This is a genomic window from Streptomyces sp. NPDC051452, from assembly GCF_044454765.1.
Taxonomy (GTDB): domain Bacteria; phylum Actinomycetota; class Actinomycetes; order Streptomycetales; family Streptomycetaceae; genus Streptomyces.
In genome coordinates this window covers 638,669-658,979 of record NZ_JBITEB010000002.1, presented here as the reverse complement: position 1 = coordinate 658,979, position 20,311 = coordinate 638,669, and the positions used below count along the sequence as shown (strand labels likewise).

The 20,311-nt window shown below is 70.2% G+C and carries 13 protein-coding genes and 4 pseudogenes; 5 read left to right on the top strand and 12 right to left on the bottom strand.

Annotation, left to right across the window (positions count from 1 at the left end; translation table 11 throughout):
* Positions 1–21: 21 nt before the first annotated feature.
* The 7 genes and pseudogenes from ACIBA9_RS08005 to ACIBA9_RS07975 all read right to left on the bottom strand — a co-directional run bounded on the left by ACIBA9_RS08005 (position 22) and on the right by ACIBA9_RS07975 (position 10,914).
* The gene (locus ACIBA9_RS08005; RefSeq protein ID WP_399360725.1) at positions 22–1,245 is read right to left on the bottom strand and encodes an MFS transporter; all 1,224 of its coding nucleotides are present in this window, start codon (positions 1,243–1,245) and stop codon (positions 22–24) included.
* Positions 1,246–1,295: 50 nt separating this feature from the next.
* Positions 1,296–2,552 (bottom strand): ATP-grasp domain-containing protein, encoded by a 1,257-nt coding sequence (locus ACIBA9_RS08000; protein ID WP_399360723.1) that lies wholly within the window; start codon positions 2,550–2,552, stop codon positions 1,296–1,298.
* An 82-nt stretch (positions 2,553–2,634) separates the two neighbouring features.
* Positions 2,635–3,909 (bottom strand): ATP-grasp domain-containing protein, encoded by a 1,275-nt coding sequence (locus ACIBA9_RS07995; RefSeq protein WP_399360721.1) that lies wholly within the window; start codon positions 3,907–3,909, stop codon positions 2,635–2,637.
* A complete protein-coding gene (locus ACIBA9_RS07990; RefSeq protein ID WP_399361262.1) occupies positions 3,906–5,165 on the bottom strand; it encodes a cysteine synthase in 1,260 nt (419 codons plus the stop codon). The genes ACIBA9_RS07995 and ACIBA9_RS07990 overlap by 4 nt, the downstream gene beginning before the upstream one ends.
* Positions 5,166–5,261: 96 nt before the next feature.
* Positions 5,262–6,146: pseudogene (locus ACIBA9_RS07985) on the bottom strand (acetyl-CoA carboxylase biotin carboxylase subunit family protein); the annotation flags it as partial.
* A gap of 80 nt (positions 6,147–6,226) precedes the next feature.
* The gene (gene epsC, locus ACIBA9_RS07980; RefSeq protein ID WP_399360719.1) at positions 6,227–6,835 is read right to left on the bottom strand and encodes a serine O-acetyltransferase EpsC; all 609 of its coding nucleotides are present in this window, start codon (positions 6,833–6,835) and stop codon (positions 6,227–6,229) included.
* A 62-nt stretch (positions 6,836–6,897) separates the two neighbouring features.
* A complete protein-coding gene (locus tag ACIBA9_RS07975) occupies positions 6,898–10,914 on the bottom strand; it encodes an amino acid adenylation domain-containing protein (protein WP_399360717.1) in 4,017 nt (1,338 codons plus the stop codon).
* Positions 10,915–11,789: 875 nt separating this feature from the next.
* Between ACIBA9_RS07975 and ACIBA9_RS07970 the strand changes: the two genes are divergently transcribed.
* On the top strand, positions 11,790–12,035 hold the full coding sequence (locus tag ACIBA9_RS07970; RefSeq protein WP_399360715.1) for a hypothetical protein: 246 nt from the start codon (positions 11,790–11,792) through the stop codon (positions 12,033–12,035).
* A 177-nt stretch (positions 12,036–12,212) separates the two neighbouring features.
* Here the strand turns inward: ACIBA9_RS07970 and ACIBA9_RS07965 are convergent, their stop codons facing one another.
* On the bottom strand, positions 12,213–12,914 hold the full coding sequence (locus ACIBA9_RS07965) for a response regulator (RefSeq protein ID WP_399360713.1): 702 nt from the start codon (positions 12,912–12,914) through the stop codon (positions 12,213–12,215).
* Between the two features lie 94 nt (positions 12,915–13,008).
* Positions 13,009–13,689, bottom strand: a pseudogene (locus ACIBA9_RS07960) (CBS domain-containing protein).
* Positions 13,690–13,907: 218 nt separating this feature from the next.
* Between ACIBA9_RS07960 and ACIBA9_RS07955 the strand changes: the two are divergent.
* Together ACIBA9_RS07955 and ACIBA9_RS07950 are read left to right on the top strand one after the other, a co-directional pair.
* Positions 13,908–14,822: a universal stress protein gene (locus tag ACIBA9_RS07955; RefSeq protein ID WP_399360711.1), complete on the top strand. Its 915-nt coding sequence runs from the start codon at positions 13,908–13,910 to the stop codon at positions 14,820–14,822.
* Between the two features lie 25 nt (positions 14,823–14,847).
* Positions 14,848–15,756, top strand: coding sequence for a universal stress protein (locus ACIBA9_RS07950; RefSeq protein ID WP_399360709.1), 909 nt, complete (start codon positions 14,848–14,850; stop codon positions 15,754–15,756).
* A 183-nt stretch (positions 15,757–15,939) separates the two neighbouring features.
* On the opposite strand, the pseudogene ACIBA9_RS07945 reads toward ACIBA9_RS07950, so the two are convergent.
* Positions 15,940–16,302, bottom strand: a pseudogene (locus ACIBA9_RS07945) (PEP/pyruvate-binding domain-containing protein); the annotation flags it as partial.
* Positions 16,303–16,548: 246 nt separating this feature from the next.
* Here ACIBA9_RS07945 and ACIBA9_RS07940 point away from each other — a divergent pair.
* Complete coding sequence (locus tag ACIBA9_RS07940; protein WP_399360707.1) at positions 16,549–18,276, top strand: GAF domain-containing protein; 1,728 nt, start codon at positions 16,549–16,551, stop codon at positions 18,274–18,276.
* Between the two features lie 109 nt (positions 18,277–18,385).
* Positions 18,386–19,087 carry a CBS domain-containing protein gene (locus ACIBA9_RS07935; RefSeq protein ID WP_399361260.1) on the top strand — a complete coding sequence of 234 codons (702 nt, stop codon included), beginning with the start codon at positions 18,386–18,388 and terminating at the stop codon, positions 19,085–19,087.
* A gap of 78 nt (positions 19,088–19,165) precedes the next feature.
* Here ACIBA9_RS07935 and ACIBA9_RS07930 read toward each other — a convergent pair.
* Both ACIBA9_RS07930 and ACIBA9_RS07925 read right to left on the bottom strand, forming a co-directional pair.
* Positions 19,166–19,648, bottom strand: a pseudogene (locus ACIBA9_RS07930) (CBS domain-containing protein); the annotation flags it as partial.
* A 77-nt stretch (positions 19,649–19,725) separates the two neighbouring features.
* Positions 19,726–20,184: a Crp/Fnr family transcriptional regulator gene (locus ACIBA9_RS07925; RefSeq protein WP_399360705.1), complete on the bottom strand. Its 459-nt coding sequence runs from the start codon at positions 20,182–20,184 to the stop codon at positions 19,726–19,728.
* Between the last annotated feature and the right edge of the window lie 127 nt (positions 20,185–20,311).

Genomic DNA, 20,311 nt, shown 5'->3' with positions numbered 1-20,311 from the left:
GGGGCCGGCAGGCAGGGGTGGTCAGGTGGCCTCGGCCAGGCTGGGGTCCGGCTGGGGCCTGCTGTCCGCCTGTGCCTGTGCCCATCGGCCGATGACCGGCGCGGCAAGGCCGCAGACGGCGAACAGTGCGGCCAGGACGACCCATCCCGTGGTGCCGGTCGTGACGACCAGGCTGACCAGGACCGGTGCCGCGATCTGCTGGATGGCCACGCCGAGCCAGAAGACCGAGAGGTAGACGCCTTCCTGGCCGGGCACCGCGAGCAGATAGGAGCCACCCCAGCCGCCGGCGGACTGGAACAGCTCGCCGCCGGTCAGCGCGACCATGGCCAGCAACAGCACGCCGACGGCCAGGACGACCGGCAGCTTCGGCGCGGCGACAAGCAGCAGGCAGCAGACCGCGAGGGAGATGCCGGCCCATACCAGGGCCCGTGACGCGCCGGCGATGGTGTCGGTCCCCCGGCTGGCCCGCACCTGCAGGGCGACCGCGAGCACGGTGTTGACCGCCACCAGGGGGGAGATCAGCGCGGAGGAGACGTCGGTGTGTTTGACGATCCACAGCGGGATGCCGATGCTCAGCAGGGTCATGTGCATGGTGAGCACGGCGTTGATCCCGGTGAACGAAAGGAACGATCCGTCCCGCAGCACACTGACCGAGAAGCGTCGGCGCAGGCTCTTCGCCGGCGCACTCAGCACCGGCAGCCGGGAGGCCAGGCTCGCGAGCACGGCGAAGGAGGCGGCGTTGACCAGCAGGATCGAGGTGTACCCCGCCCGGGTGTCGATCAGCAGCCCGATACCGCCCAGCAGGGCTCCGACGGTGAAGCCGACGTTGCGCAGCGAGCGGAGGATCGCGACGACCCTGACCCGGTCGTCCGTCGCCGTCGCCTGCCCGACCAGGGCCTGTTCCATCGGTGCCGCCGCCTTGTCGACCAGGCCGAGCAGGCACACCACGGTCAGGAACTGCCACAGGTTCTGGACGAGCGGGTAGACCAGGAAGCAGGCACAGCGCCACAGGCTCACCCCGACCAGCACCTTCTTCGGGCCGATCCGGTCGGCCAGGATGCCGATCGGGATCGCGGTGCCCAGGGCGATGGCGGCGGACAGAGTCAGGCCGAGACCGAGGTTGCCCTCCGACAGGTGGACCGACCTGGTGATGAACGGCACGGAGACGGCCAGGAAGGCACCGGTGCCCACCGCGTCGATCACGGCCATCACGGCCAGCCGTATGCCGACAGACCCTCCGGGCATGGACCCGCGCCATCCGCGGACACGTTGCCACAGAACAGACATGTGTTTCCTCAATCGGTAGCGATGCGGATGGCGGCGTCCGCGTCCAGGACGCGCCGAAGGGTGGTGTCCGCGTCCGGCCCGGTTGCGATGACGTGCCCGGCACGGTCCCAGGAGGACGCCCACGGCCGGACCTCCTGGCCGGCCTCGACGTCCACCTCCGCGACCTGGACGCCGGGCAACTCCTGTGCCGTGTCCACGCCGGCGACCTCCGTCACGGTGCCCGGCTCGGCGGCCAGGAACCGGATCGCCGAGGTCTGCCGCGCCGATCGGGGCAGTGTGACCGGCCGGCCGGCAAGCAGGTCGATGAGCGTCATCCTGATCCGTGTGCCGTAGGACAGGTCGATGAGATCGATCAGGTAGTCACCGGGGCAGCGGCCGGCGCATTCGACCAGCGTCGGGCCCGACTCGGTCAGAATCCACTCCGCGTGCAGGATGCCCGTCCGGAAGCCGATGACGGCGACCAGCGCCCGCATCGCAGTCTCGAACCCGCTCTGCGTGTCCCGGTCGAGCGGAGCAGGCAGCAGATGGCCGCGTTCGACCGGATACGGCCCCGGGATGACGGTCTTGGCCGTGATGTTCTCGAAGATGATCTCGCCCCGCTGCACCAGCGCCTCGACGCTGTACTCGGGACCTTGCAGCCGTTCCTCGGCGAGGAAGCGCCACGCCAGCTGCCGGTCGGGCACCTGCTCGTACTCTGCGGCGGACGAGGTCCGCTCCCACGCCTGTGCCGCGGTGGCGGCGTCGACCGAGTCCAGCAGCTGCACGCCCACACTCGCCTGCCGGTTCGCCGGCTTGACCACCACCGGACCGTCGCCGGCGAACTCGAGGATGTCCTCGGGGCCGTGCACCTCGCGCCAGCGTGGATTGCGGACGCCGCCCGCACCGGAGACCTCGCGCAGGCGGACCTTGTCTCGCAGCACCTGTGCGGCCGTTTCGGTCGCTCCCGGCAGCCCGAGCTTCTCGGCCAGTGCGGCCGTTGCCGGCACCGCGTACTCCAGCCCCGGGACGACGGCGGCCACCGGGCGCGCGGCCGTCAGATCGGCCGCCAGGTCGAGGGCCTCGGCCGACTGCTGGTAGCTCGCCGGGACGATCCGGTCCAGGCAGTCGAAGCGTGCCGCCGCGTCCTGCAGTTCCCGCTTGCGGATGATGTCGGGTTCCTCGATCACCACGACCGACCCGCTGGGTACGCTCCCGTCGATCGCGCGCAGATAGGCCGCGTTGTAGCCGACGAACACCACCTGTGCGTCGGTGGCGGGGGCGGTCATGGCGACCTTCTGGTTGCGGGTATCGACCACTGCATGGTCACTGCCTTTCTTCTGGGGTGGGGGGACTCGTGACCGACGGTGCTCATACGGGCGTCCCGAGCGCCCCGGCGCGACCGTCCGCTTGTATGGGCGTGTTGTCGATGACGACCTCGATGGCGGCGAGCACCTCCGCACAGCGGGCCCGGGCCTCCTCGGGAGAGGCGCCGGAGACGATCACGTGCCCGTGCCGGCTCTTGGAGTCGCGGACCGCCGGCACGGTGTCGCCGGGGCTCAGCCGGAGGTTCAGCTCGTCGACGTGTCCGAGCCGGGCGGCTGTCTCCAGGCCATGGATCTCGTCCACGCGGCCGGGTGGGAAGGTGAAGAACCGCACGATCGCCGTCGCCGTCGGCTCGGCGGGCTCGGCCGGCCTGTCCGCCAGGGCGGCGAAGATCGCCTGTTCGATGTCCAGTCCGGTGGCCAACTCGACCAGTCGCGGTATTCGGTCACCGCCGAGCCTGGCCTGCGATTCGACGATGCGCGGGCCGCGCTCTGTCCAGATCACCTCGGTGTGCGCGGGGCCGAACCGGTACCCGCATGCCGTGAGGAACTGTGTGGTGAGTTCCTCGACGGCCCGCCGGCGGTCCTGGGGCAGCGGCGCCGGATGGACGTGCCCCACCTCCACGAACAGCGGCGGGGGTCCCAGCAGCTTCTCGGTGATGCCGACGACCTGGTGCCGGCCGTCCCTGCTCAGCGTCTCCACGCTGTATTCGGGACCCCGCAGATACTCCTCGACCAGGAACGGGCCGTCGTAGCCGTACTGGTCGACGAGTGCGGTCCAGGCCGCCCGGTCCTGCGCCTCCTGCCACAGGAAAACGCCTCGGCTGCCGGCGAGCGCGGCCGGCTTGACCACGGCCGGATAGCCGATCCGCTCGACGGCGTCCGGCACCTCCTGCCGCGTCGCTGCGGCCTCGAAGGACACCGGGGACAGCCCGCTCCGGGTGAGCAGCTCACGCATCGCGTGCTTGTCGCCGAGAAAGCGGATCGCCGCGGCCGGGTTGAGCTCGGCGTGCAGGTCCTCGGCCACCTCGTAGGCGATGACCATCGTCTCTTCCCTGCCGATGTGGTAGATCACCGTGGCGCGGTGCTCCTGGGCCACGTCGCGAAGGGTGCGGCGCAGCAGCTCCGGGTCCCGGAAGTCGGCCGATACGAACAGGTCCGCCAGTGCGCGCACGTCGTCGAGGTACTCCGGCGACTCCAGCCGGGGGTCCCAGATCGCACCGACCCAGAACCCCTCGGCCTGCGCTTTCCGCACGAACTGGCGGTACGGCATCACCATCAGCAGGCGGGGCCGGTCATCGGTGGGTCCGGGCGCCGTCACCGGGCACCGCCGCTGTCGACAGCCCCTGCCGGTGTCGGCTCGCCGTCGCGGCCGAGCAGGCTCAGGTACCGCTCGCCGGTGTCGGGCAGCAGGGTCACGATGCGCCGGCCCCGGTACTCCGGACGGGCGGCCAGGACACCGGACGCGTGGACGACGGCGCCGGCCGAGACACCGACCATCAGGCCGGTGCGCAGCGCGAGCTGCCGGGTGGTGTCCAGGGCGTCCGCGTCGGAGACCGCGATCACCTCGTCGATGAGGTTCCGTTCCGTGGTAGGCGCGATGAAGCCGCCGTTGAAGCCCGGGATGGTGTGCGTGCCGGGCTCGCCGCCGGACAGCAGCGGCGAGCCCGCCGGTTCCACCGCCACGATCCGGACCGCGGGATGGCTCTCGCGCAGGTACCGGCCCGCGCCGCTGAGCGTGCCGCCGGTGCCCACTCCGCAGACGAACACGTCGATCCGCCCGTCGGCGTCGCTCCAGATCTCCGGGCCGGTCGTCTCGTAGTGCGCCCGTGTGTTGTCGGGGTTGTCGTGCTGGCGGCAGAACCACGACCCGGGGGTCCGCCGGTGGAGTTCCTCGGCCTTGTCGACCGCTGCCTGGTAACCGCCCGTGTGCGGGGTCCGTACCACCTTGGCGCCGAGCGACTGGAGCATGGCCACCCGCTCCTGGGTGGCGTTGTCGGGCAGCACGATGACGCAGCGGTAGCCGCGGGCCGCCGCCAGCGCGGCCAGCGAGATGCCGGTGTTGCCCGAGGTCGCCTCGATCACGGTGCCGTCGCCCGGGGTGAGCAGCCCCCGCTCCTCGGCGCCGCGCAGCATCGACAGCGCGGCCCGGTCCTTGCTGCTCGACCAGGGGTTGAACAGCTCCAGTTTCGCCAGCACCTCGGCATCGGCCGGGACGCCGTCCAGGATGCGGTGAACCGGCAGCCGGAGCAGCGGCGTACCTCCGATGAGGTCGACCAGGGAGTCCGCGACCGGGCGTCGGGTGACCGGCTCGGTCCGGATGCTGATCTCCTGCACGGCGGCCTCCGCGGTGCGCGCGGCGAGTTCGGCGGTCTCGGCCACCACGAGCACATGACCGGCGCGGTCGCCATTGCGGCGCAACTCCCGCACCACGGAACCCGGCTTGGGCTTGACGACGACCTCCTCGACGCCGGGCAGTGCGGCAGCCCGCTGCCGGCCGCTGACCGACACGACTCGGCCGGGCCGCGCGGTCAGGTAGCGGATGGCGGCGCCGCCGACCGGCCGCTCGGGCAGCACCCGGGCAGGCAGCGGCTGCCCGAGGTATTGCCGGGCCACGAACTCCAGGGACCGGATGCCGAGAGCGCGGTCGACGAGGTAGGTGATCTTGCCGCCGGCGGGCCTCGGGTTGATCTCGATGAGCTTGGGCCCGGACTCGGTCACCTTTATCTCGACATGGGCCATGCCCAGGTCGAACCCGACCGCGCGGAGCGCTTCCACGGCCAGGTTGCCGCAGGCGCGCACGACCGACTCGGGCAGGCTGGAGGGGAAGGTGTGGGCCAGCTCGACGAAGTAGCCCTGTCCCGTGACGGACTTGTCGGTCACCCCGAACACCTCGTACCGGTCGCCGTCGGCCAGGACCTCCACACTCACCTCGGGCCCGCTCAGGTACTCCTCGACCATCAGCTCGTGGTAGCGGGCCTGGCCGCGGGTGTTCTCCACCCGGGACTGGATCAGCGCGACATGCTCGGCGGCCTGTGCCGCGGTCTCCACCAGCCGGACGTCGGCACTGCTGGTCTCGTCGGCCGGCTTCACCACGCAGGGCAGGCCGATCTCCGCTGCGGCCGCTTCGGCCTCGGAGGGGTTCTGCACGGTGCGGAACGCCGGTATCGCGACGCCGAGTTCGGCGCAGCGTCGGCGCATCAACGCCTTGTTGCGTGCCGTCGCGACACCCTCGACGCTGACCGTGGGGAGCCCGAGGTGGACCGCCACCTCGGCGGCCACGACCACGTCGTACTCCGCCAGGGTCAGGAACGCGTCGAAGGGATGTTTGGCCCCGGCCGCGTGCACGTGCGGCAGGAGCTCCTCGAGGATGTTCGTCTCGCAGTGGACGATCTCGTCGACGTAGTTGTCGAAGTAGGCCGGCCCGCCCGGCACTTCCAGGTACCGGTCCAGGTCACGGGTGAAGAAGGTGACGCGGCAATCGAGTTCCTTGATGATCTGCAGGCCCTCGAAGCCGGATCCGGAGAGGTTGCTCTCCACGACACCGACGTGAATCATCTATGCCTCCGATGGCATGCCGACGCGTGGTCGGGTTGCGAGCGACGAACGATGAACGGGAAACGGAACCGGGCGGCCCTTCACCAGCAACCGGAGGTGGCCAGGGCGCGCAGCAACTGGTCGGCGTCCTCGCGATCCGCGGCCGACAGCCGCGGCACCACCTCGGCCGCCGGGGCTGTCACCCGGGCGCCCGAGGGCACGTCGCCCAGTACGAGGGAACCGGCGCCGATCAACGCGTCATCGCCGACGGTGACCGGACCGAGCACGATCGCGTTGGTGCCGAGCACCACCCGGTTGCCGACGACCGGATGCCGGCGGGCACCGGGCTCGCGCCGCCCGTCCCGCCACCAGCCGACCGCGCCCAGCGTGACCTGGTGGAAGATCGTGACATCGTCGCCGACCTCGGCCGTCTCCCCGATGACCACCGCGGCCCCGTGATCGATGAACACACGCCGACCGAGCGTTGCGCCCGGATGGATTTCGATGCCGCCGGTCACCGCACGCGCCAGGTAGGCCAGGAGCCGCGCGAGCTGACGGTGCCCACGGGTGTACAGGACATGCGCCAGCCGGTGGGTCCACAGCGCCGGCAGCGCGGGATGCAGCAGCGCCTCCGCGCGTGTGTGGATCGACGGGTCCCGCGCGACGATCACGGAGAGGTCCTCCCTCGCCCTGATGATCACCCTACGCATGCGATTCTCCGCAATGTCATGTCCTGGTTCTCCGGTGGTACCGTCGAATTCGATGGCCGGCCTCAGTAGTTCGGGACCTTGACCAGGTTTCCGGTGCCTTTGACGATCTCCGGTATGTACACCCGCTCGGTCCAGACGTCCTGGGCCACCGGTTCGAGGGCGATCGACACGGCACCTTCGTCGACCGAGAATGCCGTCCGAACCGCGCTGGTGATCGCGTCGACGAGGGCTGAGATCTGGTGGGCTTCGAGGTTGTTCGGGAAATGCTTGATGCTGACGTGAGGCACTCCGATGGCCTTTCCGGGGAGTCGTGCGGCCTGAATGGCGGTGACGAGTTCGGCTATTCCGTTCGTACGCAGCAGTTCGTAGTGATCGGCCCCGAGTTGGCTGACCCTGAGGGGCGCGCGCGACACGGCGTGGGCGGAGTCGATGAAGGAATCCTGGTCGCCCTTGGCCCGGAACACCGTGATCGGCGCCGCGACGCTGCGCTCGGCCAGTTCGTGAGGGGCGTACTCGAACAGAAAGGTCCGCCGCACCACGCCGACGATCCTGCGGACCAGTTCACGCTCCAGGTGCTCGAACCGGCCGCAGACGAATGCGATGAAGGAATCCTCGTCGTGGGTGGCGGCCAGGCAGGCGTCGACCGCCGACTGCTCGAGATTTCCGGCGAAAACCGAATACAGAATCGACACGAAGGTGGTGTCGGTGAAGCTGACCGCCGCCTCGCTGGGCGCCTCATGGCGGATCTCCACGGGCGGCTTGCCCGGTGCGATCAGGATCACCTCGTCGACCCGCTCGCCGGCGCGTTCCAGCTGATGGGCCGCCTCGAACGCGACCCGGGCTCCGAAGGAGTAACCCCACAGGGTGTACGGGCCGACCGGCTGGACCTGCCGGACGAGTTCGATGTCCTTGGCGACCATCTCGTCGAACGTCGGGTAGGCGATTTCGCCCGCGTTGATTCCGTAGGCCTGGACACCGAGGAACGGCCGGTCCAGTTCCAGTCTGCCGGCCAGCAGCCGCAGGCTCATCGGGTAGCCGCCCAGCCCGGGCCAGCAGAACACCGGTCGCCCGCCGTCCCCGGCTCGCAGCCGCACCAGCCTGGGCAGCGCGGTCGCGGGCTCACGGTCGACGCGTCTGGCCAGCTCGGCGATGGTCGGCGCGTCGAACAGCACCTGGAGCGGCAGGGAACTGCCGAGTGCCCGGTTGATCCGGCCGACCAGGTTGACCGCGGTCAGCGAGTGGCCACCGGCGGCGAAGAAGTTGTCCCGGATCGAGACCCGCTCCTGCCTGAGCACCTCGCGCCACAGCGCGGCGATGGCTTCCTCGGTGGGCGTACGCGGCGGGACGACCGGCGCCTCGGTGTCGTCCACGGCGGCTTTGTCCAGCTCGCGCAGGGCCTGGTGGTCGATCTTGCCGTTCGGGGTGAGCGGGAAGGAGTCCAGCACCGTGACCCGGTTGGGCACCATGTACGGGGGCAGGGATTCGGCGAGGTTGTCCTTGACGATCTCGGCCGGCCCGCGCATGTGGACGGAGTCCTCCTTCATGCCTTCGCTGAGCCGCTGTTCGGCACTGATGCGGCCGCCGACGGCGAAGTAGGAGGCCGCGTCCGGGCCGAGGCCGACGATGTCCGCGATGCGCCGGGCGGACGGCAGAGGGGTGCCGGTCTCCGAGCTGTAACCGGAGGACATCAGTCCCAGATCGAGGGCGTTCATCTGGAGGCGCTGCAGTTCGCGGCCGAGGTCGACGTAGCGCTGCCAGGGTTCGGACGCGCGGCCGATCATGCTGATCCCGAAACTCGCGCGGTCGTAGACCTCCTGGTTGATGGCGATGACGTCCCGCTTGCGGATCAGGTGGTCGGACACGCGCACCAGTTCGCCGCCGTCATACCGGTACTGGCCGCAGTCCAAGTCGGCGATCCGGTCGGGATGGGCCTGCACGTACAGGTCGACCGCGCTGTTGACGACCGGGGCAGCGGCCGTCTCCACCTCGTACGTGGCCAGGTAGTAGTCCTCCTCCGGGCAGCGCAGAACGTCTTTGACCTCGGGCGCCCCTGGGCGGGCGTTGATCCGCAGCCCGTACTCGGGGAGGACCTGGTCGAACAGGCCGACCATGTGGCCGGCTTCGAACTGGAGGACCTCCCGGATGTTGTTGCGGTAGACGGGCTCGATGGCCGACCGCCGCCCGATGAAGTGGAGGCGCAGCCTCGGCGTGCCGACTGGAGCGGGGCTGATCAGCGCGAGCTGGTGGTTGATCGGGTGGTGGTAGTAGTAGCCCGGTTCGAGGCCCGCGACACCGGACAGCTCCAGGTACAACTGCGTGGCGTACAACGAGCCGGGGGAGGCGTACCCGTATTTGGGCAGCAGCCGTTCGCCGCTGGAGAACTGTCCGAAATAGCGCAGCAGGGTGCCGAGTTCGGACAGCGTCAGGGTGTCCGGGTGCCGGGGCGTGGCCGGTTGTTCGGTCGGGCCGAGCAGGTCGATGATGTCGGCCCGGGTGACCTCGCCCCCTTCGTAGAACCGGTACGTCTTGCGGGCGAACACCGTGCGCCGCTGCCGGGCCGTCGCCGAGCGACCAGGCAGCTCGATGACGGCCACTTCGTCTTCCTGACGGACACCCAGGTTCGCCAGCTGCGCCTTCAGCTGAAGTCTGCTCTGCTTCGTCTGGTGGTGGATGCCGTGGTTGCCCTGGTCCATCAGCGCGGCCCGCTGGGGGTCGAGCTCGATGAAGGCGATGAGGTTGGCGCCGATTCTGGCGTCGTTCCGGACCAGGACGGCGGCACGCTTCACCCAGTCGTGCTTTTCGATGGACACCTTGATCTCGTCCAGCTCGACCCGAAAGCCGCGCAGCTTGACCTGGCTGTCGGTACGGCCGAGGAACTGCACGGTGCCGTCGTCGTTCCACCGGGCCAGGTCGCCGGTGCGGTACAGACGGGCGGATTCGGGATCGGTGGAGAACGGGTTGGGGATGAATCGTTCCGCCGTCAGCTCGGGGTTGTTCAGGTACCCGCGGGCGAGTTGGCGTCCCGCGATGTGGAGTTCACCCGATTCACCATGTGCCACAGGCCGGCGGGCGGCGTCGAGGATGTGGAAGCTCACGCCCCGGACCGGCCGACCGATGGAGATGTGGTCGGGACTGTGCTGGACGGTGCTGCGGTCCACGGTGTGGGCCGACGCGTTGATGGTGCACTCACTCGGGCCGTACAGGTTGACCAGTGCCAGGTCCGGCAACGCGTCGAGCAGCTCGATCGCCAGGTTCCTGGTGAGCGCCTCACCGCCGCTGAAGACATGGGTGAGCGAGGTGCAGTCGGACAGCCGTCCGGTGTCGACGAGCGCCTGGAGCAGCGTCGGCACGCCCTGAAGGGTGGTTACGCTGTTCGCCACGATCAGGTCGATGAGCCCCCCGGGGTCGGCGTAGAGGCCCGGTTCGCTCATCACTACGCTGCTGCCGCAGGCCGGTGCGAGGATCTCCCACTGGGCCGCGTCGAAACTCAGCGGCGTCTTCTGCAGTACCGTCCTGCGTTCGTCCAGTCCCTGTTCGGCGGCCAGCCAGCGCATCTGGCTGACGATGCTGTGGTGTTCGATGCCGATGCCCTTGGGGTTGCCCGTGCTCCCCGAGGTGTAGATGACGTATGCGAGGCTGTCGCCCTGCGCAGGCGCGGGGGCGGACCGAGTGGCGGCCCCCGCGTCCGGCGCGGCTTCCGAGTGGGCTCGGGTCTGGGCGACGGTGACGATCTTCGTTCCCGGTGGCGTCATCGTGGCCAGCCGGGATGCCAAGGACTCGTCCGTCAGGATGACCTTGGTCTGTGAGTCCGCGATCATGTAGCGCACACGCTCATCCGGGTACTCCGGCGACAGTGGCAGGTAGGCGGCGCCTGCGTGCAGGACGCCCCAGACACTCGCCATGAGGTCGACGGACGGCTCCATGAAGATGCCGACGAGTTCGTTTGTCGCCGCACCGAGCTGCCGCAGGTGGTCAGCCGTGTTCTCGCTGCGCTCACTGAGCTGCTGAAAGGACAGCCGCTCCGCACCACAGGAGACGGCAGTCCGGTCGGGCTGGGCGAGGGTTGCCGCGCGCAGCATGTCTGACAGGGAGAATTCCTCGGACCCCGTTAGTTTCGCCATCATCCTTCGAACCTAGAATTCGTCATTTTTGAGTCGACGCGCGAAATGCGCCCGGGTAATCAGGCATGCGAGAAGCGCGATCGCTGATGGGCTTCCTTTTAGGTGGAAGCAGTCGGAAAACGCGTCACGTTCACGTGATCGGTCGCTCGAACAACCTGCCGGGACCATGTGGTGCCGGGCTGGCGCTCAGGGCGTCTCCCTACATCGCCCACCGGGGTTATGAGCTCGCACAAGGTGTCGTGCAGACATGCCTTTTGCGCCTCCCCCAACCAATCGGTAGGCCTGTGACGATCTTGCACCCTCCTCCGGAGGGCGCTGCGTAGGCCAAAACGAGTCAGTCATCTCTGCGGTTAATCGGAACGTACACGATGGAGATGAGCGACGCGGGATTGAGAAACAGAACCGCTCGTCCCTTTTGAGGCTTTTTGTCACCGCTGCCCTCTCGGCCAGGCCGGCATGGCCGAAATGTTGCGGGGTGCAAATAGGGGGACGTTGCTCCGGTTATTTGCCAACGATGTGATGCGGAGAGGCCTTCATCTGGGCTGGTGACGCGGTGGCCTGATTCATGACAGCCGACGTGAGTCGGTAGGCCACCCTCGGACGTGCGAACATTTGTGGCCGTCTGCTGCAGTGAATGCCTCATGCAGTCAGTTCCGCGTGGCCGCCGGCCAATGACGTCGGAGCCTTAAAGAAGCGTTCACGGAGTTGCAACGGAGGGCACCACCGGGTCAGTTGGCATCGCTTCACCGCCGAAGTCCTCTCGGTAACGCAGCGGCTGAAGCCAGTGAACCGGCCAGGCGTCCGCCTCAACCGGTGGCTGGAAGCTCGCGGTCGTGGCCGACGGCCACACGGCGCCGGAACTGCTCGACTCCTACCAGGCCGGGTGCCACTCCGTCGGCAGGTCCGTGCCGCGCAACAGCGGCAGCCTCTACGACGCTCTGCGCGGCGGCCGATGCGTGCTGATCACTCCCGAGGAGCACGAAGGGCAGGGCGCCGCCGAGGACCGGCCGGCCGTGGAACGCAGGGCGGGATCCGTCGTAACGACCATGCGGCTGCACCCCGGTGGATATGTGGCGTGAGCGGCGGACGGCGCGGACACCGTGGAGATGGAGAGCGCGGCCGCCGCCCACGAGGGTTGAGCGGACCTGCGGTCAGTCGTCTCCGCGACCAACTTTCACAACAAGCCGCCAATTGGCCGGCCTGTTCGTCGTCGGGGGCCGACAGGGCCTCCGTCTGGACGGCGGGAGTGATCGCATCTAGCCGGGGGCATGGTCGGCGGAGCCGTACGGGTCCAGCTGGGAGGCGAGGACCGCCGCCTGGACCCGACGCTGCACACCCAGTTTGGCCAGCAGCCGGGAGATGTGGTTCTTGACGGTCTTCTCCGACAGGTACAGCTTCTTACCGATCTCGCGGTTGGTCAGACCGTCACCGATAAGCGCGAGGATGTCGCGTTCCCGCGGTGAGAGCGCGGCCAGTTCGGGGGGCAGCGACGGCACCTCGGCCGGGTCGGCCCGCAAGGACCGCATCAGCCGGGCGGTCGTCGCCGGGTCCAGCATCGACTGCCCCGAGGCGACGGTGCGCACGGCCGACACCAGGTCGGAGCCCTTGATCTGCTTCAACACGTAGCCGGACGCCCCGGCCATGATGGCGTCCAGCAGAGCCTCCTCGTCGTCGAAGGAGGTCAGCATGAGACACGCCAGCCCCGGCATGCGGTCGCGCAGTTCACGGCAGACCGTGATGCCGTCGCCGTCGGGCAGCCGGACGTCGAGCACGGCGACATGGGGCCGCAGAGCGGGACCCCGCGTCAGCGCGTGTTCCGCGGTGTCCGCGTCGCCGACCACCGAGATGTCCGGTTCCGCGCCGAGGAGGTCGGTAAGGCCGCGTCGTACGACCTCATGGTCGTCCAGCAGGAAGACGCGGATCGGGTTCTGCTCGCTGAAGGCCTGTGTCTCGGTCATGGTGACCTCATTCCGCGGCCGGCGCTCTGCCGACTGCCCCAAGGGTCGATCATCAACCGCCTGTGCCGGTCGCGCTAGGGCCGACCGGCCCCCGTCAGCCGGCGGGGCACCGCTCCCGCTCCCGCGGCCCTCCGTCACGCGGCAGGTCGAACTTCACGTCCACGACCCCTTCAACGGCTCTGACCAGGCGCGCGGCGATCGGAACAAGGGCCGTGTCATGGATCCGGCCGGTGAGCGTCACCACGCCGTCCGCCACCTCCACCCGCACAGCCGACGACGGCGACGGGAAGAGGTGCGAGGCGGTCTCACGCCGGACCTCCTCGGCGATCTCCTCGTCCCCGCGCAGAAAGACCTTCAGCAGGTCGGCGCGGCTGACGATGCCCGCCGACAGGCCCGCGTCGTCCACGACCGGCAGCCTCTCGACCTCCTGGCGTGCCATGGTGCGCGCGGCTTCGGCGACGGTGGCGTTCGCCCGGACCGTGACGGCCGGGGAGCTCATCAGCTCTTCCGTGGTGAGGGCGTTCGCCTTCGCCACGTCGGTGGTCCGGGCGGAGGGACAGGTAGCCCCCCGTCGGGGTCGTCCCGGAGTTCCTCCTTCGGCAGCAGGTCGGCCTCGGAGACGACGCCGACCACCCGGCCCTCGCCTTCGATGACGGGCAGGGCGCTGATCTGCCACTCCCGCATCAGTTGCACGATCTCCTTGAAGGGCCCGTCGGCCGACGGCGGCGACCGGCTGGGTCATGACGTCGCTGACGGAGCGCGGGGTGCCGTACATGGTGACTCCGTAAGAGCCTCGCCGGGATGTCGGGCGCCTTCCAGCCTGTTCCGCGCGGGCGCCGGCGTGCCAGGGGCCGTCCGGCCCTACGGCGTTGCACTCGGACTCGGATTCGGAGAGGGTCGGCCGGACCCCGACCGGGCCGGATGGCCCCTGCTGCCGGAGACGGCGGGCGAGTCACCCTGTTTCCAGGACTTCCGCACCGGGAGGTGGAAACCGTGTCCCGAACCGTCACCGTAGGCCTCGACGACTCGTCCGAGAGCCGTGCGGCAGCCGAGTGGGCGGCGCGCGAAGCGCTGCTCAGCGGTCTGCCCCTGAAGATCGTGCACGTGCTGGAGCCGACGCCCCGGTATGTGGCCCGGACCCCGCTGCAGGACCTGGGCGGCTACCGGCGGTGGGGCGAGCAGCTGGTACTCGAGTCCGCGGACGGCATCCGGCTCCGCCACCCGGGCATCGAGGTGACCACCGAGCAGCTCACGGGAACCGTGACCGACGTCCTGTGCGAGGCAGCGGGTTTCGCCGAGCTGCTGGTGCTGGGTTCGCGGGGCCTCGGCGGGCTCGGCGGCTTCATGGTCGGATCGGTGAGCCTCGGCGTGGTGGCCTGCGCCGAGCGCCCGGTGGTGCTGGTGCGGGCGGGCGGGCGGGCCGCGGACGAGCACCGGATGGACCCGGCGGGGGTGCCCTGCGCCGCGGCGCCCTTCCGTCCCGTCGTGCTCGGCATCGACGTCGGGGAGCCGGACGACACGCTGCTGGCGTTCGCCTTCGAGGCGGCCGCGCGCCGCGATGCCGCCCTGCGGGCCGTGCACGTCCGGCCGGTACCGCCGACCTCCTTCCACGGCTTCGCCACAGACCCCGGGCTGCGCGGACCGCATGATTCCCTCGAACGAGGGCGCGTCGCGCTCCTCGGCGAAGTGCTGTGTCCTTGGCGGGAGAAGTTCCCGGACGTCGAGGTGATCGAGGCGACCCGATGCGGCAGTCCCCCCCAGGTCCTCGTCAACGACTCCCGCGACGCCTCCCTCGTGGTCGTCGGCCGCCGCATCCGCACCGGGTCGTTCGGCCCTCACATCGGCCCTGTCACCCGCGCGGCACTCCGCCATATCGCCGCGCCCGTCGCCGTGGTCGCGCACGGCTGAACAGCCGTCCCGTGAGGAGACATCCATGAAGGCATCAGCCGCACGGGCCTTCGGCGAGCTCGTGGACCTCCCGATCGTCGTCGGTGTCGACGGCTCGGAGCCGAGTCTGAGAGCCGTGGAGTGGGCCGCCGACGAGGCAGCACTGCGCGGGGCCTCGCTCCGACTGGTCTACGCCTCGCTCTGGGAGCGCTACGAGGGCATGTCCCTCGCCGACGACCTCGGCAAACCCTCGGAGGAGGTGATGGCCGACGACATCGTCGAGACCGCCGAGCGGCGCGCCCGTCACCGGCAGCCAGGCGTGAAGGCCACCACCGACGTGCTGCCCGAGGAAGCCGAATACGGCCTGATCCGGGAGAGCGGCGGTGCCCTCGCCATGGTCCTCGGCTGCCGTGGCCGCAGCGGCGTGACCGAGGCGCTGCTCGGCTCCGTGAGCCTCACGGTGGCCGGGCACGCGCACTGCCCGGTGATCGTGCTGCGCGGAAGCCATGACAACAGGGTCCGCTCGGAGGCACCCGGTCGCATCGTCCTTGGTGTGGCGGGGAAGCCGGCCGGCTCGGCTGCCCTGCGGTTCGCGGTCGAGGAGGCCCTGCTGCGCGGAGTCACGCTGGAGGCTGTGCGGGCCTGGCGGCGGTCGCTGTACGAGCCCCGGGCGCACCCGCTGGTCAACGGAGAGCCGGCCCACTGTGAAGACGTGCCGGCCGCGGAACTGGTCGAGGAGGCGCTGGCGACCGTTCCGGCCGACCTGCAGGTACAACGCCGTACGATCGAGGGCTTCGCGCGGGACGCCCTGCTGGCCGTCTCCCGTGAAGCCGACCTGCTCGTCGTGGGCGCCCGGCGCCGTCACGGCCACTTCGGATGCCAACTCGGCCGCGTCGCCCACGGGGTGCTCCACCGCGCGGCCTGCCCGGTGGCCGTCGTACCGGAAAGCGGCTGAGACACGGCGTCTGAGCCTTCGTTGTTCCCACTGGCCGAGACCCTCGCTCGAGGGCCTCGGCCAGTGCACGTCGGGAACCGACCACTGGGGCAAGCCGCACGCCATCGGTCCGTTGTGAGCCTCCTTCGCCCCCCCGTGCGCGCCGCACACGCCGGTCTCCAGATCCGGGCGGGCCGCACGGCCCTCCTCCACGGCGGCCGGGACCAGCCCGCCCACCCCGTCATGGTCGAGCGCCGCCCCGACCTGCATCGCCGTCGAGAACCGGGCCGCGGAGCGGACGGAGCCCGGCAGCGGGTCCTCCCACTGCCCGAGCAGCCGCCCGGGAGCCGACTCCAGCGCGGACAGGTGCCCGGAAACGTCCGGAGAGAGGCCCTCCGGCGCCTCACTCGTGGCCGGGAAGACGCGACACGCCTCGGTGGTGACGACGAAACCCGGCGACACCGGCAGGCCCAGCCGGGGCATCTCGGCCAGGTTCGCGCCCTTCCCACCGAGCACGTCGGCGAGGTCGCGGCCCCCGTCCTGGAAGCTGTACACATAGCGGGCCATGACGCCACTCCCCGGCTGTGCGGACTCCGTAGCTTCCAGCCTGGGGCGGAGCCGCGTGCCGGGGCAGGTGCACCGGCCCCCAAGGGGTGGGCCGACCGGCGCTCTGTCTGCCTCTGGGTACCCACGCCTATCGCCGAAAGGCGCCGTCACCGAGGCGACCGGGCTGCCTTTCGCACGGAGGATGATTACCGTGGGCAATGACCGCGACCGTCCGGACTCGCGTACGAGGGGACATGGAGGAGCGTCGTGGCGAACTCGCAGGAGCCCCGGGTACGCCTGCCGGAACTGAAGCTCGACGAGTTGCTGGAGGAGCTGCAGGCCCGCATCGACGCGGCCCGTGGCACCCGGGACAGGGTGCACAGTCTGCTGGAGGCGGTGCTCTCCGTCGGCCGGGAACTGCAGCTCGAACAGGCCCTGCGCTCCATCGTGGAGGCCGCCGCCGTCCTGGTCGACGCGGAATACGCCGCCTTGGGGGTCATCGGTCCCGGTGGCACGACCCTGTCGGCCTTCCACACCGTCGGGGTGACCGAGGAGCGAATCGCCGAGATCGGTCACTTCCCGGAGGGGCACGGCATCCTCGGTGAAGTGATCCGGCACCCGGAGCCGCTCCGGCTGGAGAAGATATCCCAGCACCCTGCCTCGTACGGCTTCCCGGCCCACCACCCCCCGATGAACAGCTTCCTCGGCGTCCCCATCAGGGTCCGCGACCAGGTCTTCGGCAACCTCTACCTGACCGAGAAGCGTGGCGGTGCGCAGTTCGACCAGGAGGACGAGTCGGTGCTGTCCACACTGGCCGTGGCAGCCGGTGTGGCCATCGACAACGCTCGCCTCTACGAGGAGTCCCGGCTGCGGGAGCGGTGGCTGCGGGCGAACGCCGAGATCACTCACTGCCTCATGTCCGGCAGTGAACGCGCCGAGGCCTTGAGACTGATCGCGGAACGTGCCCGCGAGATCATGGGATCGGCACTGGCGGCGGTGGCGCTGCCCGTACAGGACACGGAATCCCTCACGGTGGAGATCGCCGTCGGTGTGGACGCCGAGGCGCACCAGGGCCTGGTGCTGTCCCTGCCAAAGACGCTGATGGGCCTTGCCTTCTCCAGTGCCGCCCCGGTCACCAGCGACGATGTGCACCAAGACCAGCGGATTTCCCCGGAGCCCGCGCGCTTCCACGGGCTCGGCCCCGCTGTCGCCGTCCCCATCGGCACGGGCGGAGGCGGCGTACGAGGCGCCGTGCTGGTGGCCCGCGAAGCCGGCCGGCCGGTGTTCTCGGGGCAGGAGGCGGACATGCTGGGCGGATTCGCCGCCCAGGCCGCCATCGCCATGGAACTGGCCGAGCGCCGCAAGGACGCCGAACGGATCGCGGTGCTCCAGGACCGCGACCGGATCGCGCGGGACCTGCACGACCTGGCCATCCAGCGGCTCTTCGCCACCGGCATGACCCTGCAGAGCGCCGGGCGCTTCATCGAACACCCGGAGGCCTCCGAGCCTGTGCTGCGAGCCGTGGACGACCTGGACGAGACCATCCGCATCATCCGCTCCGCCATCTTCGGGCTGCGCACGCGCGCGGGCACAGCCGACGCCGGACTGCGAGCCCGGGTCGTGCGCCTGGTCGGCGAGGAGACTCCGGTGCTGGGATTCGCGCCCAGCGTGCGCATGGAAGGCCTCCTCGACACGGATGTGCCGGGCGAGATCGCCGACCAGATCATGGCCGTCCTCTCCGAGGCCCTCACCAACATCGCCCGGCACGCCCACGCCGGCCGGGCGCAGGTCGTCCTGACCACCGACGGCCGCGACGTCGTCCTGACGGTCTCGGACAACGGTGTGGGCATCCCGCCTCACGGCCGGCGCAGCGGTCTGCGCCACATGGCGGAGAGGGCGGAACAGCTGGGAGGGCGGTTCGAGGTGTCCAGCCCCGACGCGGGCGGCGCCCTCTTGCGCTGGCGAGTGCCGCTCACCCGTTCCCAGGCGATGTGACGGCGTGGTCGGGGACCTGCGGACGGGGCCGTTCGGCCCCTGTCCGAAGAGCGCTCGCCCGCGCAGTCTGAAGGTGTCCCGCTACGGCACCCGGAACCTGGAGGACGCCATGAGCGGCACTCCCCGCGTCGTGAACGACGTGATGACCCGCAAGGTCGTCGCCCTGCGCACGGGGGCCGCTTTCAAGGACATCGTGCGGACGATGCAGGAGTGGGGGGTCAGTGCCCTTCCCGTGCTGGACGACGGCGGACATGTCGTAGGCGTCGTATCCGAGGCCGACCTGCTGCTCAAGGAGGAATACGGCGAGGACGTCGTGGGCTACTACGCTCAGGCGCAGCGCTCCGCCGACGTGGTCAAGGCGGGCGCGGTGACCGCGGGTGAGCTGATGACCGCCCCGGCCGTCACCGTGACGCCGCAGGCCACACTCGGCCAGGCCGCGCGCCTCATGGCCTGTGCCAGAGTGAAGCGGCTGCCGGTCGTCCGCCACGACGGCATCCTGCAGGGCATCGTCAGCCGGTCAGACCTGCTGAAGACCTTCCTTCGGGACGACACGGACATCGCTGAAGAGGTAAGGCGCGACGTCGTCGCCCGGCTCTTCGGCCCGCACGCCGAATCCGTCCGCATCCGGGTGCGGGACGGTGTCGTCACTCTCACCGGCCGAGTGCACGAGACGGCCCTGGTCCCGATCGCCGCCCGCCTCGCGCGGGCCGTGCCGGGCGTGGTGGACGTACACTGCGCCCTCACCGGCCCGCCACGCCACCCCGACCTCGACCCGGACCTGCCGGACCCGCGACCGACGGCTCCTGCCTGATGGCCGCTGACATCGGCTGTGCGGGACGGGTGCGCCGACGGCCTCACCCGGCGTCGGAGTCGGCGACAGTAAGTCGGCAATGTGAACGGGTTCGGCCGGGGCCGGGAAAAGGACGTCGACGATGTCGCGTCGGATCTCGTCCGCCAGGTCGTTGTCGGGACGCAGGAACACCTTCAGCAGGTCCCCGCGACCGACCACCCCTTCGAGGACGCCCTCGGCATCCACCACGGGCAGACGCCTCACGTGCCGCAAGCCCATGATCCGTGCCGCCGCGGCGAGCGTGGCGTCCCCATGGACGGTGACCGCCGGGGCGCTCATCAGCTCTTCGGCGCACACTGCCCCGGCCTTGGCCGGGTCGGACAGCCGGTGCAGCCGGGTGAACCGGTCCGGGTCGCTGTCCCGGAACTCCTCCTTCGGCAGCAGATCGGCCTCGGAGACCACCCCGACCACCCGCCCGTCGCCCTCCAGCACGGGAAGGGCACTGACCTTCCACCGCGCCATCCGTTCGACGATGTCCTTGAACAGGGCCGTGCGTCCCACCGCGACGACGGGCCGGGTCATCACATCGCTCACCCGGTGGGGGCTGCTGCACGCGCTTTCCTCCCAAGGCCGTTCGGCCGGGCGGAGCGGGCGCGCGGTCACCACTGCTCACCGCTTCCGTAGGGGGCGTACAGGTCGAGCAGCCGTACTCGGGTGGCGTGCAGCCGCTGGGCGACCACACATCCCGCCCACACCGCTACGGCCCGTCCGAAGGCGGGGTCCGTAGCGCACATCGCGCGTACCTCCTCGGCGTCGAACTCCCAGGCCCGCACCGGAGTCGTCGTCTCGGCGCCCAGGTGCCAGAGGTAGGGCGGGAAGTGCCACGACCAGCCGACGAGTTCGCCGTGCCCGAGCGATCCGACGATGGCCGAGCGGCGGCCGGGCACGTGCAGATCGAGGGCGACGGTTCCGGTGCGGACGATCCAGAAGCGGTCGGCGTGCCGGCCCTCCTCGAACAGACGGGTGCCGGCCTCGAAGGAGACCTCGCGGGCGAGGCGCATCAGCCGTTCGTGGTGCACGGGCTCCAGCCCTGTGCTCCTGGTGGTCGCGGAGGTCATCGCACCGGCTCCCTTCATGGGTTGTCGATCCCAGCGTGCGCGCGCTCGCGAGCCGCCACCACGGGCCGTCCGGCCCCCTGCTGAGCCTTTCGGCTCATGTCGCGGGGAATGGCTGTCTCCGGGGCCG

Bases quoted from the DNA above. Each gene is read 5' to 3' on its own strand.
- ACIBA9_RS07935 (WP_399361260.1), top strand. From the start codon at position 18,386: ATGAGCGGCACTCCCCGCGTCGTGAACGACGTGATGACCCGCAAGGTC.
- ACIBA9_RS07950 (WP_399360709.1), top strand. From the start codon at position 14,848: ATGAAGGCATCAGCCGCACGGGCCTTCGGCGAGCTCGTGGACCTCCCG.
- ACIBA9_RS07965 (WP_399360713.1), bottom strand. From the start codon at position 12,914: ATGACCGAGACACAGGCCTTCAGCGAGCAGAACCCGATCCGCGTCTTC.
- ACIBA9_RS08005 (WP_399360725.1), bottom strand. From the start codon at position 1,245: ATGCCCGGAGGGTCTGTCGGCATACGGCTGGCCGTGATGGCCGTGATC.
- epsC (WP_399360719.1), bottom strand. From the start codon at position 6,835: ATGCGTAGGGTGATCATCAGGGCGAGGGAGGACCTCTCCGTGATCGTC.
- ACIBA9_RS07975 (WP_399360717.1), bottom strand. From the start codon at position 10,914: ATGCTGCGCGCGGCAACCCTCGCCCAGCCCGACCGGACTGCCGTCTCC.
- ACIBA9_RS07925 (WP_399360705.1), bottom strand. From the start codon at position 20,184: ATGACCTCCGCGACCACCAGGAGCACAGGGCTGGAGCCCGTGCACCAC.
- ACIBA9_RS08000 (WP_399360723.1), bottom strand. From the start codon at position 2,552: ATGACCGCCCCCGCCACCGACGCACAGGTGGTGTTCGTCGGCTACAAC.